The sequence below is a fragment of the Roseovarius halotolerans genome (assembly GCF_900172255.1).
Classification (GTDB): Bacteria; Pseudomonadota; Alphaproteobacteria; order Rhodobacterales; family Rhodobacteraceae; genus Roseovarius; species Roseovarius halotolerans.
This window is the reverse complement of sequence record NZ_FWFU01000001.1, coordinates 937,019-951,823: the sequence shown is the minus strand read 5'-3', so window position 1 is coordinate 951,823 and position 14,805 is coordinate 937,019. Positions and strand designations below refer to the sequence as shown.

The window sequence follows — 14,805 nt, the reverse complement described above, 5'->3', positions numbered from 1 at the left end:
ACATGGCGAAACCCGGCACCTTTTCCTGTTCGGCCTGCGGCGCGTCCTTTTCCAAATGGTCGGGACGCTGCGACGCCTGTGGCGAATGGAACACCATCTCCGAGGATGCGCCGCTCTCCTCCGGTCCCGCCTCGAAATCGCTGGGCACGAAACGTGGCCGCCCGATCACCCTCACCGACCTTTCTGCCAACGAGGCCCCGCCTCCGCGCACCGGCTCGGGCATGGCCGAACTCGACCGCGTCCTGGGCGGCGGCCTGGTGCCTGCCAGCGCCATCCTCGTGGGCGGCGATCCCGGGATCGGCAAATCCACGCTCCTATTGCAGGCCGCCGCCCGTTTCGCCCGCGCCGGGCTCAAGACCTTCTACGTCTCGGGCGAAGAGGCCAGCACCCAGATCCGCATGCGCGCGCAGCGCCTCGGGCTGGCGGATGCCCCTGTGAAACTGGCCGCCGCCACCAGCCTGCGCGACATCCTCACCACGCTCGAAGCCGAATCGCCCGATCTCGTCATCATCGACTCGATCCAGACCGTCTGGGCCGACAATGTCGACAGCGTCCCCGGCAGCGTCAGCCAGGTGCGCGCCGCCGCCCATGAACTGACCACCTTCGCCAAGCGCAAGGGCGCCAGCGTCATCATGGTCGGCCATGTCACCAAGGACGGCCAGATCGCCGGCCCGCGCGTGGTCGAACACATGGTCGATACCGTGCTCTATTTCGAGGGCGAGCGCGGCCACCAGTTCCGCATCCTGCGCAGCGTCAAGAACCGCTTCGGCCCCGCCGACGAGATCGGCGTCTTCGAGATGACGGGCGGCGGGCTGGCCGAGGTCGCCAACCCCTCCGAACTGTTCCTTTCGGGGCGCGGAGATCCGGCCCCCGGCTCGGTGGTGTTCGCCGGGATCGAGGGCACCCGCCCGGTGCTGGTCGAGATGCAGGCACTGGTCGCCCCGAGCCCCCATTCGCAGGCCCGCCGCGCCGTCGTCGGCTGGGATGGCGCGCGCCTTGCGATGGTGCTCGCCGTGCTCGAGGCGCGCTGCGGCATCCCCTTCGCGGGGCTCGATGTCTATCTCAACGTGGCGGGCGGCATCAAGATTTCCGAACCCGCCGCCGACCTTGCCGTCGCCGCCGCGCTGCTCAGTGCGCGCGAGGATTCGAGCCTCCCCTCGGAAACGGTGATTTTTGGCGAAATCAGCCTCTCGGGCGCGCTCCGCCCGGTCGGCCAGACGGAAAACAGGTTGAAAGAGGCGCGAAAACTTGGTTTCACATCGGCTATCTTGCCGTCCGGCGGTAAATCCGGTGGCAATGGTGGCGTTTCACTCACCCGTATGAGCGATCTGACCGCCTTCGTGGGTGAGGTTTTCGGTGCAGGGTAAGCGCCACCAGGGACAGGACGGATCTTGAATGGACGGTTTCACAATCATCGACGGCGTCGTAGCGCTAGTCATCGTGCTGTCGGCGCTGCTGGCCTATTCGCGCGGCTTCGTGCGCGAGGCACTGGCCATCGCGGGCTGGATCGTGGCCGGTATCCTGGCCTTCATGTTCGCCCCCCAGGTCGAACCGCTGGTCAAGGAAGTGCCGGTCGTGGGCGATTTCATCGCCGACAGCTGCGAATTATCGATGATCGGCGCCTTTGCCGTTGTCTTCGCCGTGGCTTTGATCGTGGCCTCTCTCATCACGCCGCTGTTCTCGTCACTCGTGCAGCGCTCCGCCCTTGGCGGGCTTGACCAGGGGATCGGCTTTCTCTTCGGTGTGGCGCGCGGCGTGCTCCTGGTGGCGATCGCCTATTTCGTCTATGAAACCGTGATCTCGGGCCAGAATATCCAGGTCATCGACGACAGCCGCTCGGCGCGCATCTTCAGCCAGATGACCGGCAAGATCGAGGATGGCAATCCCGAACAGGCGCTTGGCTGGATCACCCTCCAATATGAACAGCTGGTCGGTGCCTGCGATGCGCCCGCCGCTCCCGCCGACACGCAGACAACGGCGCCCGCCGCCAGCGAATAGGGCGCGCGCCGGGCCTGAGGATCAAGGACAATAGACCGCGATGCCCCAACCGCCCCTTTTCGCCATGATCCTTGTCGCCGTCGCAGGGGCGGCCATCGCGCTGCAATCGCCGATCAATTCCGCCCTTGGCCGCCATATCTCCAGCAGCCTCGGCGCGGCGACGATCTCCTTCGGGGTCGGCTTCGTCCTCCTCGTCACGGTCACACTGGCCTATGGCGACGGGGGCAAGCTGCTCGGCGCGGCGCAGGCACCCCGGCTCCTGCTGACCGGCGGCATCCTCGGCGCATTCCTCGTCTGGGCGACGCTCTACAGCGTGCCGGTTCTGGGCGTGCTTACGCTGACGGCGGTGCTGATCCTCGGCCAGATCACCGCCGCGCTGGTCATCGACCATATCGGCATCTTCGGCCTCGCCGCGCGTGAAATCTCGCTGCCCCGCATTCTGGCCGCGCTGATGGTCGCGGGCGGCGTGGTGCTCTCGCGCTACTGACGCAAGACGCGAACCAACACTTCCCTTTTCATCCAGGGATTGCACCAAACCCGCGCCAGACCTGTCACGCAGCCGTGACGCAAGTTTCTGTGATAGTTTCGTGACATATGCTGCCACAGCCCTTATCTAGGGGTCGAATGCATGACCGGGATTCGGAGCTGCCCCTTGTCCAAGCATATGCCCCCCGCGCATCCCTTCGATTTCGACGCAATGGCCGATGACGCCGACGCCGACAAGCTGAAGGAAGAGTGCGGCATATTCGGCGTGATCGGTCTGACCGACGCGGCAAATTTCGTGGCCCTCGGGCTGCACGCCCTGCAACATCGCGGGCAGGAGGCAGGCGGCATCGTCTGCCATGCCCCCGAACAGGGGTTCAATTCGGCGCGCCGCTTCGGCTATGTGCGCGACAATTTCACCAAGCAGTCGCTGATGGAAACCCTGCCCGGCCCTCTCTCTATCGGACATGTGCGCTATTCCACCGCCGGTTCCAAGGGCCCGACCCAGATCCGCGACGTGCAGCCTTTCTTCGGCGAATTCGCAATGGGCGGCGCGGCGATTGCCCATAACGGCAACATCACCAACGCCAACGCCCTGCGCCGCGAACTGATCGAGCGCGGCTCGATCTTCCAGTCCAGCTCGGACAGCGAATGCATCATCCACCTGATGGCGCGCTCGCTGCAACGCACGATTCCCGAACGGATGGAAGACGCGCTGCGCCGCGTCGAAGGCGCGTTTTCCGTCGTCGCCATGACCCGCAGCAAGCTCATTGGCGTGCGCGACCCGCTCGGTGTGCGCCCTCTGGTTCTTGGCCAGGTCGGCGATGGCTGGGTGCTCAGCTCTGAAACCTGCGCGCTCGACATCATCGGCGCCAAGTTCGTGCGCGAAGTCGCCCCCGGCGAAATGGTGGTGATCTCCGAACAGGGCGTCGAAAGCCAGTTCCCCTTCCGCCCGCAAAAGCCCCGCTTCTGCATCTTTGAGCATGTCTATTTCTCGCGCCCCGACTCGATCATCGGCGGGCGCTCGGTCTATGAGACCCGCCGCCAGATCGGCGTGGAACTGGCGCGCGAGGCCCCGGTCGATGCCGATATCGTCTGCCCGGTCCCCGACAGCGGCACGCCAGCGGCCATCGGCTACAGCCAAGAATCGGGCATCCCCTATGCGATGGGGATCATCCGCAACCAGTATATGGGCCGCACCTTCATCGAACCGACCGAGCAGATCCGCAACATGGGCGTGCGTCTCAAGCTCAACGTGAACCGCGCCCTGATCCAGGGCAAGCGCGTGATCCTCGTGGATGACAGCGTCGTGCGCGGCACCACGAGCCGCAAGATCAAGGAAATGATCCTCGATGCCGGTGCCGCCGAGGTGCATTTCCGCATCGCCTCGCCGCCGACCGCCTGGCCTTGCTTTTACGGGGTGGATACGCCGCAGCGCGAGAAACTCCTCGCCGCGACCATGAGCGAGGACGAAATGCGCGACCACCTTCAGGTGGACAGCCTCAGATTCGTGTCCCTCGACGGTCTCTACCGCGCCGTGGGCGAGGCCAGTGGGCGCAAGGCCGACTGCCCGCAATATTGCGACGCCTGTTTTTCCGGCGAATACCCGGTCGCGCCCTCGGACATGATCGAACAGGGATTCGAGATCAAGGCGGCGGAATAAGCGCCCACGCCCCGCCTTGGCGGGGCGTGTCGCCGCGCCTCCCTGTTTGCCCTTGACCTCGCTCCGATTTCTGCCCAGACCCGTGCCATGACAGACCGTATCGCCCTCATCACCGGTGCGTCGCGCGGGCTGGGTTTCGCCCTGGCCGAGGCGCTTTGCGACACCCATCACATCGTCGCCGTGGCGCGCACCACCGGCGCGCTCGAGGAACTCGATGATCGCATCAAGGCCCGTGGCGGCAACGCCACGCTTGCGCCGATGGACATCACCAAGGTCGACGCCATGCGCCAGCTTTGCCGCTCGATCCATGATCGCTGGGGCGGCGTGGATATCTGGGCGCATACCGCGATCAACGCGGCGCCGCTGATGCCCGCCGCGCATCTCGACGAGGATGTCTGGGAAAAATCGGTCGATGTGAACGTGACCGCCGCCGGTCGCCTGATCGCCTTCGTGGCGCCGCTTCTGGGCGAGTCGGGCCGCGCGCTGTTCTTTGCAGACGATACGCGCGCCGGTCAGAAATTCTTCGGTATCTACGGCGCCACCAAGGCCGCGCAGATCGCGATGGCGCGCAGCTGGCAGGCCGAAAGCGTCAACACCGGTCCGGCCGTGCATATCCTTGCGCCCGAGCCGATGCAGACCGCAACCCGCGCCCGCTTCTTTCCGGGCGAAGACCGCAGCGGCCTCGCCACCGCTCAGGACGAGGCGCGACGCCTTCTGGCAACGCTCGACTGAAGCCTTGGCACAAGGCCTGTCTTGCGCTTGCCGCAGGGCCTCCACAGGGATAGAAGTGAGCGCAACGCGACGCGACAGAAGGGGCCGGATCCGTGCGTATTCTCATCACCAATGACGACGGGATCGACGCACCGGGCCTGAAGGTGCTCGAGGAGATCGCGACCCAGCTGGCCGGTGATGACGGCGAGGTCTGGACAGTCGCCCCCGCCTTCGAGCAATCGGGCGTCGGCCATGCCATTTCCTTCACCCGCCCGATGATGATTTCCCAGATGGGTCCGCGCCGCTTCGCCGCCGAGGGCAGCCCCGCCGACTGCGTGCTGGCCGCGGTGCATGACGTGATGCAGGGCAATCCCCCAGACCTGGTGCTTTCGGGCGTGAACCGGGGCAACAATTCAGCCGAGAACGCGCTCTATTCCGGCACGCTCGGCGGCGCGATGGAAGCGGCCCTGCAAGGGCTGCGCGCCGTCGCCCTCAGCCAGTATTACGGCCCCGAGATCCGCGATCTCGACGACCCGTTCGAGGCCGCCCGCCTGCATGGCCTCGCCACTCTCAACGCCCTCCTCGAGCGCGGCGTCTGGACCAGGGACGATTACGGCATCTTCTACAACATCAATTTCCCCCCCGTCCCCGCCGCCGCGGTAAAGGGGCTGAAGGTCGCGCCGCAGGGCTTCCGCCGCGACATGGGCTTTGGCGTGCAGCCGGTGCATTCGCCCTCGGGGCGGCGCTTCTTGTGGGTCACCGGCGCGCCCCAGCAGCAACCCACCGTCGAAGGCACCGATGCCGACTTGAACCTCAAGGGCTATATCTCGGTCACGCCGATGCGCGCGGACCTAACGGCCCATGACGCGCTGGAGGCGCTCAGGGCCATCGAATGAGTGACGACGCCGCCGATATCGCCGAACGCAAGATGCAGTTCCTCTTCGCGCTGCGCTCCAAGGGCGTCACCGACAAACGGGTGCTGACGGCGATGGAAAAGGTCGATCGCGGCCCCTTCATCCGTGGCTATTTCGCCCATCGCGCCTATGAGGACATGCCCCTGCCCATCGCCTGCGGCCAGACCATCTCGCAGCCCTCGGTGGTGGGGCTGATGAGCCAGGCGCTCAAGGTCAGCCCGCGCGACAAGCTGCTCGAGGTGGGCACCGGCTCGGGCTACCAGGCGGCGATCCTCAGCCACCTCGCGCGGCGCGTCTATACCGTGGACCGCCACAAGCGGCTGGTCGACGAGGCCAGCGCGATCTTTCGCGAGCTCGATCTCACCAATATCACGGCCGTCACCGCCGATGGCAGCTTCGGCCTCCCCGATCAGGCGCCCTTTGATCGCATCCTGGTGACCGCCGCCGCCGAAGATCCCCCCGGCCCGCTCTTGGCGCAGTTGAAAATCGGCGGTATCATGGTGCTGCCGGTCGGCCAGTCCGACGCCGTGCAAAGCCTGATCCGCGTCACACGCCACGAGACGGGGTTCGATTACGACGAAATGCGCCCGGTGCGCTTCGTGCCCCTGGTCGAGGGGCTGGGCCGCGACGGCTGACCGCAAGGACGAGTAGGAAACCCGAGCCCCGGTCAACAAGGGGCGCAGGACGAGGACCGATCGAGATGAATTTTTCCAGAACCAGTGCGCCGCTCCTGGCAGGCACCGCGATCCTGATGCTGACCGCCTGCAGCGACCAGCCGCTCGATTTCGACCTGCGCGGCGCCTTCGGCAACGCACCCAGCACCGCCGAGGCCGCTGCCAACGCCACCGCCAACCGGCCCGAACCCGACAGCCGCGGGATCATCTCCTATCCCGGCTACCAGGTCGCGGTGGCGCGGCGCGGCGACACGGTGGCCAGCCTCGCCTCGCGGATCGGCGTCGATCCCCGCGAGCTTGCACGCTACAACGGCATCCAGACCGGCGATCTCCTGCGCGACGGTGAGGTCGTGGCCCTGCCCGGCCGCGTCGCCGAACCCTCCGGCGGGCCGATCACCCCGCCGGGCGCGGTCGACATCACCACCCTTGCGGGTGACGCCATCAACAACGCCTCGCAACCTGCCAGCGTGCAGACCACCACCCTGCCCTCGGCCCAGTCCGGCGTCGAACCGGTCCGCCACAAGGTCGAGCGCGGCGAAACCGCCTATACGATCGCCCGGCTTTACGATGTCTCGGTGCGCAGCCTCGCCGACTGGAACGGGCTCGGCTCGGATCTTTCGGTGCGCGAAGGGCAATACCTGCTGATCCCGGTGGCCCTGCCCGACAGCGGCGACAACCGTCAGGCCGCAGCCGCCACGACCCAGCCCGGCGCCGGCTCGCCCACACCCGAGCCGCCCTCCGCCTCGCGCCCGCTGCCCGAGAACGATACCGTCCCCGCCGCCGAGCCGGTAAAAAGCAGCGCCCCGGACCTTGGCGCCACGCAGACCGCCGCCAGCAGCGGCGCTGCGATGATCTTCCCGGTGCGCGGCGACATCATCCGCGACTACGCCAAGGGCCAGAATGACGGCATCGACATCGCCGCCAGTCCCGGCACCGCGGTCAAGGCCGCCGCCGCCGGCGTCGTTGCCGCTATCACCAAGGACACGAACGGCGTGCCGATCATCGTGATCAAGCACCCCGACAACCTGCTGACCGTCTATTCCAACATCGACAATGTCACCGTGACCAAGGGCGACAGCGTCAGCCGCGGCCAGAAACTGGCCGAGATCCGCCGCGAAGGCACCGCCGCGCTGCATTTCGAGGTCCGCGACGGTTTCGACAGCGTCGATCCCAACGACTATCTGGGCTGACCGCGCCCGCCGCACGCCGGTTTGATCCGGCGGAGCGCGCGTGCCGCGCGCGCAGATTCCCTTGATGGGGGCCTGTGGCAAGCGTGGCACGACCCCCGCCGGTCGCGCGCCAGAATGCGCCCTTGCGCAGAGGTATTTATGGTCAGATGAAGCGCAGCCGCGGCGCTCAGCCGGATCAGATCGCGATGCCGCGCCGTCCCGCCAGATCGGTGAAATACTGCCAGGCCACCCGGCCCGAGCGCGACCCGCGCGTGGCCTGCCATTCGATCGCCTCGGCGCGCAGCGTCGCATCGTCGATCTCGATCCCATGCGCATCGCAGTAGCCCCGGATCATGGCGAGATACTCGTCCTGATCGCAGGGGTGGAAGCCCAGCCACAGGCCGAACCGGTCGCTGAGCGAGACCTTTTCCTCGGTCGCTTCTGACGGGCTGATCGCCGACCCGCGTTCGTTCTCGATCATGTCACGCGGCATCAGGTGGCGCCGGTTCGATGTGGCGTAGAAGACCACGTTGTCGGGCCGCCCCTCGATCCCGCCGTCCAGCACCGCTTTCAGGGATTTGTAATGCTGGTCGTCATGGCTGAAGGAGAGGTCATCGCAAAACAGGATGAACCGCGCGCTCGACTGGCGCAGATGCCCCAGCAGACGGCCGACGCTGGGCAGGTCCTCGCGCTGAAGCTCGACGATCTTGAGCGCCGGACCTTCGGCGCGCACCGCCGCATGGACCGCCTTCACGAGGCTCGATTTGCCCATGCCCCGCGCGCCCCAGAGAAGCGCGTTGTTGGCGGGCAGCCCCTGTGCGAACTGGCGCGTGTTCTCAAGCAGCGTATCGCGCGACCGGTCGATCCCCAGAAGCAGCGACATGTCCACCCGGTTCACCTCGGGCACAGGTTGCAGCCGGTCTGGCTCCACATGCCAGACAAAGGCGTCGGCCGCGTCGAAATCGGGCGTTTCCAGCGGCGCGGGCGCGATGCGCTCGAGCGCCGCCGCAATCCGGTCCATGCTGTCACTCACGTCGGTTTGTCCTCGTCGTCCTTTTTCGTGCCGTCCTCGTCGTCCTTGTCGAACTCCTCAAGCAGCGGATCGTCGAAATCATCCTCGCCATAAGGGTCGCGCGCGGCATCGGGTGTGGCCTCGGGGGACGGGCCGCGATCATCGTCGTCGTCCTCGTCCTCGTCATCATCGACCCACAGCCCCTCGGCGCGCAGACGCGCCTCGCGCTTGCGCTCGACCCGGCGCACCAGCCAGATGGAAATCTCGTAAAGCCCGTAAACCACGACGAAAAGGATCACCTGCGTGATCACGTCCGGCGGCGTCACCAGCGCAGCCAGCACAAGGATGCCGACCACCGCGTATTTGCGCACATTGCCGAGGCCCTCGGCGCTGACCAGCCCGGCCTTGCCCATCAGCGTCAGCAGAACCGGCAATTGAAAGCACAGCCCGAACGCGACAATGAACTTGATGGTGAGGTTCAGATACTCCTGCGCCGACCCCTGAAAGACCACGCTCAGCGGCGCGGCGGCCTGCGGACCGCCCGTCGGCACCGCCTCGCCGCCCGTGCCGAATTGCTGGAATCCGAGGAAGAAATCATAGGCCAGCGGCGTCACCACGTAAAAGGCGAACGCCGCGCCCAGCACGAACATGAAGGGCGAGGCCACGAGAAACGGCAGGAAGGCGCCTTTCTCGGACTTGTAGAGTCCCGGCGCCACGAAACGCCACATCTGGTTGGCGATGAAGGGAAAGGACAGCATCAAGCCGCCCAGCAGCGACACCTTGATGGCGACGAAGAAACCCTCCTGGGGGCTGATGAAGATCAGGTCGCAGTCCTGTCCGCGGTTGGCCAGGACCTGGCACAGCGGCGCGGTGAGGAAGTTGAAGATCGGCGTGGCGACCGTGAAACAGATGATCATCCCGATCATGAAGGCCACGACCGATTTGATCAGCCGGCTGCGCAGCTCTGCCAGATGTTCGATCAGGGGGGCCGAGCTGTCTTCGATATCGTCGCTGGGGCTCATGCCTTGCTGTCCTTGGGGGCGGCGGGCGCGTCATCGGCACCGGCGGTCTCGGCCGCTGCCGCCTCGGCTGCCTCGGCCGCTTCGCGCGCATGGCGCGCGGTCGCCATCTCGGCGCTCTTGGCGCGGATCTTCTCGGCCTGGGTCTTGCGTTCCTCGCTCAGCCCGCCCGGCGTGTCGCCGGCCCCGTCGCCCGATGCATCATCGGTCTTGGCGGATTTCGGCCCGCTCATCGTATCCTGGGTAAAACTCTCGCTGGCCGATTTCGCGCTCTTGCGCACCTCGTCCATCGCGCTGCCCACCGGATTCGTCGCCTTGCGCAGGCTCTCCGAGACATCCTTGACGCCCGCCTCGTCGGCGGCGTCGTTCATCGCCTGGCTGAAATCGCGGGCCATGCGCTTGGCCTTCCCCACGAAATTCCCCACCGCGCGGAACATGCCCGGCAGATCCTTGGGGCCGACAACGATCAGCGCAACCACGCCGATCACCAGCAGCTCGGTCCAGCCCAGGTCGAACATTCAGGGTTCAGGCCTTGTCTTTTTCGTCTTCGGGCGTGACGTCGCGGGCGCTCTGGGCGCTCTCGTCACTCGCGTCGTCGATTTCCTTGGTCCCCTCGGCGACACCCTTCTTGAACGATGTGATGCCCTTGCCAACCTCGCCCATCAGCGACGAGATCTTGCCGCGCCCGAAAAGCACCAGCACCACGACGGCGATCAGCAGAAGGCCCGGAAGGCCGATATTGTTCAGCATAGTCTATCTCCCATTGTCGGGGTCCGTTTGTGCGCTTCCCCGGCATTTTCGTCAACCGTATCTAAGCCTTCATCGCGCGGGTTGGAAGAACCAATAGACATGCAGCCCCCATAAATCGGCGATTTCCCCCGCCGCGCGGGTCCACCGCCCTTCATCTGGCCGAAAATACCTCGGGGGAGTCGCCGCCTGCGGCGACGGGGGTAGCGCCCCCGCCCGTCCTCGCCTCAGTCGCGCACCGGAAAGACGAAACAGCGATCGCGCCGGATCATCAGCCACAAGGGCTTGCCGGGGCTGGGCAGGAACACGTTGGGCACGGTGGCGCGCATCAGCGAGCCGTCATGATCCATGCGGAACTCCACCAGGCTCTCGCTGCCCATGAAACGCGCGCGCTCGACCACGCCGCGCGCCGGGGTGCCGTTCTCGATGGTCGGATCCGGCCCGCGCCCGGCGCGGTCGAAATCGATGCGGATATGCTGCGGGCGAATGACGATATCGACCTCGTTGCCCTCATGCACCCCCGGCGCCAGGAAATGGCCAAAGGGCGTCTCCACCAGCGATCCGTTAACTTTGCCGCGTATAACATTGATATCGCTGAAGAACGCCACCGCGTCACGATCCACGGGCGCGTTGTAGATGTTATAGGGCGCGCCCTGCTGCACGATCCGCCCGTCGCGCATCAGCGCGATCTCGTCGGCCATGCGCATGGCCTCTTCGGGCTCATGGGTGACCAGCAACACCGCCGTGTCCTGTTCGCGCAGGATATCGAGCGTCTCGTCGCGGATACCGTCGCGCAGCCGGTTGTCGAGCCCAGAAAACGGCTCGTCCATCAGCATGATCGACGGGCGCGGCGCCAATGCCCGCGCCAGCGCAACGCGCTGCTGCTCGCCCCCCGACAATTCATGCGGATAGGTCTCGCGGTAATTGCCAAGGCCCACGCGCTCCAGCAGCTCGTCCACCCGCCGGTCGATCGCGGCCCGGTCCCCCGACAGGCCGAAGGCCACGTTCGCCGCCACGCTCAGATGCGGGAACAGCGCGAAATCCTGGAACATCAACCCGATATGGCGCCGCTCGGGGGGGACGCGGAACACCCGGTCACAGACCAGCGCGCCATCCACCCAGATTTCGCCCTCGTCCTGCATCTCGACGCCTGCGATCATCCGGAGGGTCGTCGATTTGCCGCAGCCCGACGGCCCCAGAAGGCACGTCACCTGCCCCGGCAACACCTTGAGCGACACATGATCGACCACCGTGCGCGCCCCGTAGCGGCGCACGATATTCCTGATTTCCAAACGCGGAGTCGCTGGCTGCACCTTGGCCTCGTGTTTCTTCCCGATCAAACTTATCGGGATTACATTGGGCAAATAGCAACCCCGGCCCGCCCGCGCAAGTGAAGGCCGCTATCCCTCCAGCGCCTGACTCAGGTCTGCGATCAGATCGTCCACGTCCTCGATCCCCACCGACAGGCGCAAAAGGTTTCCGGGTATGCCGGTATCGGGCTCGATCGTGGCGCGATGCTCCACAAGGCTGTCCACGCCCCCAAGCGAGGTGGCCCTGTGAAACAAGGCCAAGCGCCCATTGACCTCAAGCGCGCGCGCCTTGCCGCCCCGGATCAGCACCGACATGAGGTAACCAAAGCCGCCCCGCATCTGGCGCGCCGCCAGATCATGACCCGGATGACCCTCGAGGCCGGGGTAAAGCACCGCCTCGACCGCCTCGTGATCGGCCAGAAACGCGGCGATCCGCCGCGCGCTTTCGCACATCCGCTCCATCCGCAAGGGCAGCGTGCGCATCCCGCGCATCAACAGCCACGCCTCGAACGGTCCCAGGATCGCGCCCGCGTCATGTCGATCCGCCGCAATCGCGCGCCAGACCGGCGCGTCGCTGTCGCGGCATGACAGGACGCCCGCCACCACATCGGTATGACCGTTGATCGCCTTGGTCGCCGAATGCATCGCGATATCGGCACCATGATCCAGCGCCCGCGTCAGAACCGGGGTCGCCGCCGTGCCATCCACCGCCAGAGCCGCCCCTGCCCCATGCGCCAGTTCGGCGGCGCGGGCGATATCCGTGATCTTGAGCCAGGGGTTCGACGGCACCTCGATCCACACAAGGTCCGCAGGCGCGGCGCAGGCCGCCATCAGCGCGCCTTCATCCGCCGCATCCACCTCTTCGAGGGTCACGTCCCGGCGCGCGCAGAAATCGCGTACCCAGCTTGTCGTGCCCCAATAGATGCCCGATTGCATGATGACCCGGCCACCGCCCGGCACCGTGCGCAAAACCGCCGCGATCGCCGCCATCCCCGACGGAAAAAGCAGGCTCGCCGCCGCGCCTTCAAGCTGGCGCAGCACCTCCTCGGCCTGGCGAATCGTCTCGTTATGGTCGCGCGCATAGATGTTTTCGGGCGACAGCAGCGCATTGTCGCGGTCCCGCTCATAGGTGCTGGCCATCGAGATGCCCGGCACCACACCGCCATCGGCGCGGTTGACCGCGCCCGCCGCCTGCGCCGCGATTGTCGCGGGCGCCAGTTTCCGGTTCTTGTCGCTCATGCCAGTGCCCCCTCGCGAAACAGCCGCCCGGGCCCCCAGCCACAGGGCTGGCTCACGCCCCCAAGCCCCAGCATATGCCACAACAGCGCCTGGTTCGAGCTGACCACCGGCAGGCCCAGCTCGGCCTCGGCCTTTTCGATCACGCCAAAGCTGCGCAGGTTGGTGCAACTGGCAAAGACCGCCTCGACGCCCTTGGCGCGTCCGGCCTCAAGGATCGCATCCAGCGTGCTCTCTTCGGCGATTCGCGCAACTGTGCGGTCTTCCTTTTCGCCAAAGCTGATCTCGCTCAGCACCTCGATGCCGCGCCCGTCCAGGAAATCGCGCATCGCACCCGTCACGCTCGCCACATAGGGCGTCACCAGCGCGATGCGCCGCGCGTCGAGGGCCGCCAGCGCGGCCAGCGTCGCGCTCATCGGGTTGGTCACCGGCACGCCGGGATGCACCGTCTGCACCGCCGCCGCGACCGCCTCCGGGCCGATCACTGTTGACGCCGAGGTGCAGCCATAGCCCAACGCATTCAGCCCCTGCGGCAACAGCCCCGCCGTTGCGGGCAAGGCGGCCTCCATCATGCGCAGCGTCTCGGGCGTGACATCGGCCTGCGCGGGAATGCGCGTATGCATGAGGTTCGCGTCGCGCCCGGTCAGAACCTTGCGCGCCTCGAACTCCAGCGTCTCATCGGTGCTCAGGACCACAAGGCCCAGCCGCAACCCCGCACCCGCACCATCGTCCAGCCTGAAATGCGTCATCCATCCTCCTCATTCACCGCTTTTGCGGGGCGGCTCAGCGTGCCGCCCGATACCCCGGCGCGCACGCCCGTCGTGCCGGGACACGAGGTCGGCAGGCCGCGTGCCACCCGCACCGCCAGATGGGCGAATGCCTGCGCTTCCAGCATGTCGCCGTCAAGCCCCGCATCCTCGACCGGCTCCACCGGGCAATCCAGCGCCGCGCGCAGCATGTCCATCATGACCGGGTTCTTGCGCCCCCCGCCACAGACCAGCAGCCGCGCGGGCGGCTCGGGGCAATGCTCCATTCCGCGCAGCACCGCGGCCGCGCTCATCCCGGTCAGCGTCGCCACCGCGTCGGCGTCGCTCAGTTCGTTGACCAGTTCGATCATGTCCTTGAAGGCGTCCCGGTCCAGCGACTTGGGCGGCATCTTGAGGAAATATCCCTCATCAAGGAACATCTCCAGCGCGCCCTGCGCCACCTCCCCCTGCCGCGCCAGCGCCCCGTCGCGGTCAAAGGCCTCGCCGCGCCGCGCCAGCATCACGTCATTGATCGGCGCATTGGCCGGGCCGGTGTCAAAGGCCAGCAATGCGCCCGCCTCGTCGGGGCGCTCCTTTCGCGGATCGACCCAGGTGAGGTTGCCCACGCCGCCAAGGTTCAGAAAGGCCAGCGGTTCATCGGCGCCGATCCACTTGGCGCAGGCGAAATGATAGAACGGCGCCAGAGGCGCGCCCTCGCCGCCAAAACGGATGTCGGCGCTGCGGAAATCCCAGACCACCGGCAGCCCCAGCGCCGCCGCCAGCGCGTCGCCATCGCCCAACTGATGCGTTCCCCGCCCGCGCGGCTCATGCGCCAGCGTCTGTCCGTGAAACCCCACGAGCGCGATATCCTCGAACCCGGCCAGCGCCTCTTCGTGGGCGCCCTGCACCACCGCCAGCGCCGCATCGAGCCCGCCATCCTCGGGCCAGCGCCCCAGCGCGGCGCTCAGCACCGCCTGTTCCTCCGGTGAATAGGGCCTGTAGCGGCTCTCGCCAAAGCCGAAGATGCGCTCGCCATCGGTCTCGACCGCCGCCGCATCCACCCCGTCCAGCGAGGTGCCCGACATGGCGCCCAACGCCCTTATGCGGCCGGCTTTCATCATGG

Annotated in this window: 16 protein-coding genes; 8 read left to right on the top strand and 8 right to left on the bottom strand. The window is 66.7% G+C overall.

The annotated features are described in order from the left end of the window. The first annotated feature begins 2 nt into the window (after nt 1-2). From radA to ROH8110_RS04605, 8 genes are all read left to right on the top strand, one after another. Complete coding sequence (gene radA / locus ROH8110_RS04640) at nt 3-1,367, top strand: DNA repair protein RadA (RefSeq protein ID WP_085816530.1); 1,365 nt, start codon at nt 3-5, stop codon at nt 1,365-1,367. A gap of 28 nt (nt 1,368-1,395) precedes the next feature. Then, nucleotides 1,396-1,998, top strand: a complete 603-nt coding sequence (locus ROH8110_RS04635) for a CvpA family protein (RefSeq protein ID WP_085816529.1) — start codon at nt 1,396-1,398, stop codon at nt 1,996-1,998. 40 nt (nt 1,999-2,038) lie between these two features. After that, nucleotides 2,039-2,485: a DMT family transporter gene (locus ROH8110_RS04630; RefSeq protein ID WP_085816528.1), complete on the top strand. Its 447-nt coding sequence runs from the start codon at nt 2,039-2,041 to the stop codon at nt 2,483-2,485. Nucleotides 2,486-2,662: 177 nt separating this feature from the next. Further along, the gene (gene purF / locus ROH8110_RS04625) at nt 2,663-4,144 is read left to right on the top strand and encodes an amidophosphoribosyltransferase (RefSeq protein ID WP_085816527.1); all 1,482 of its coding nucleotides are present in this window, start codon (nt 2,663-2,665) and stop codon (nt 4,142-4,144) included. An 87-nt stretch (nt 4,145-4,231) separates the two neighbouring features. Continuing rightward, a complete protein-coding gene (locus ROH8110_RS04620) occupies nt 4,232-4,876 on the top strand; it encodes an SDR family NAD(P)-dependent oxidoreductase (RefSeq protein WP_085816526.1) in 645 nt (214 codons plus the stop codon). Nucleotides 4,877-4,968: 92 nt separating this feature from the next. Next, entirely contained in the window at nt 4,969-5,751 is a 783-nt protein-coding gene (gene surE / locus ROH8110_RS04615; RefSeq protein WP_085816525.1) for a 5'/3'-nucleotidase SurE, read from the top strand. Further along, nucleotides 5,748-6,404 (top strand): protein-L-isoaspartate(D-aspartate) O-methyltransferase, encoded by a 657-nt coding sequence (locus tag ROH8110_RS04610; RefSeq protein ID WP_085816524.1) that lies wholly within the window; start codon nt 5,748-5,750, stop codon nt 6,402-6,404. The genes surE and ROH8110_RS04610 overlap by 4 nt, the downstream gene beginning before the upstream one ends. Before the next feature lie 65 nt (nt 6,405-6,469). Next, the gene (locus ROH8110_RS04605; protein ID WP_085816523.1) at nt 6,470-7,633 is read left to right on the top strand and encodes a M23 family metallopeptidase; all 1,164 of its coding nucleotides are present in this window, start codon (nt 6,470-6,472) and stop codon (nt 7,631-7,633) included. A 175-nt stretch (nt 7,634-7,808) separates the two neighbouring features. Here the strand turns inward: ROH8110_RS04605 and ROH8110_RS04600 are convergent, their stop codons facing one another. The 8 genes from ROH8110_RS04600 to ROH8110_RS04565 form a co-directional block, all read right to left on the bottom strand. Next, a complete protein-coding gene (locus tag ROH8110_RS04600; RefSeq protein ID WP_245962751.1) occupies nt 7,809-8,645 on the bottom strand; it encodes an ATP-binding protein in 837 nt (278 codons plus the stop codon). Continuing rightward, the gene (gene tatC, locus ROH8110_RS04595) at nt 8,642-9,646 is read right to left on the bottom strand and encodes a twin-arginine translocase subunit TatC (protein ID WP_085816521.1); all 1,005 of its coding nucleotides are present in this window, start codon (nt 9,644-9,646) and stop codon (nt 8,642-8,644) included. Before tatC ends, ROH8110_RS04600 begins: the two co-directional genes overlap by 4 nt. Next, nucleotides 9,643-10,161 (bottom strand): Sec-independent protein translocase protein TatB, encoded by a 519-nt coding sequence (gene tatB, locus ROH8110_RS04590; protein ID WP_085816520.1) that lies wholly within the window; start codon nt 10,159-10,161, stop codon nt 9,643-9,645. Before tatB ends, tatC begins: the two co-directional genes overlap by 4 nt. Nucleotides 10,162-10,168: 7 nt before the next feature. Further along, nucleotides 10,169-10,393, bottom strand: a complete 225-nt coding sequence (locus tag ROH8110_RS04585; protein ID WP_085816519.1) for a twin-arginine translocase TatA/TatE family subunit — start codon at nt 10,391-10,393, stop codon at nt 10,169-10,171. A gap of 224 nt (nt 10,394-10,617) precedes the next feature. Continuing rightward, on the bottom strand, nt 10,618-11,703 hold the full coding sequence (locus tag ROH8110_RS04580; RefSeq protein WP_085817006.1) for an ABC transporter ATP-binding protein: 1,086 nt from the start codon (nt 11,701-11,703) through the stop codon (nt 10,618-10,620). An 87-nt stretch (nt 11,704-11,790) separates the two neighbouring features. After that, nucleotides 11,791-12,939, bottom strand: a complete 1,149-nt coding sequence (locus ROH8110_RS04575; protein WP_085816518.1) for a trans-sulfuration enzyme family protein — start codon at nt 12,937-12,939, stop codon at nt 11,791-11,793. Then, a complete protein-coding gene (locus ROH8110_RS04570; RefSeq protein ID WP_085816517.1) occupies nt 12,936-13,685 on the bottom strand; it encodes a maleate cis-trans isomerase family protein in 750 nt (249 codons plus the stop codon). Before ROH8110_RS04570 ends, ROH8110_RS04575 begins: the two co-directional genes overlap by 4 nt. After that, nucleotides 13,682-14,803 carry an anhydro-N-acetylmuramic acid kinase gene (locus ROH8110_RS04565; protein WP_085816516.1) on the bottom strand — a complete coding sequence of 374 codons (1,122 nt, stop codon included), beginning with the start codon at nt 14,801-14,803 and terminating at the stop codon, nt 13,682-13,684. The genes ROH8110_RS04570 and ROH8110_RS04565 overlap by 4 nt, the downstream gene beginning before the upstream one ends. Nucleotides 14,804-14,805 lie beyond the last annotated feature (2 nt).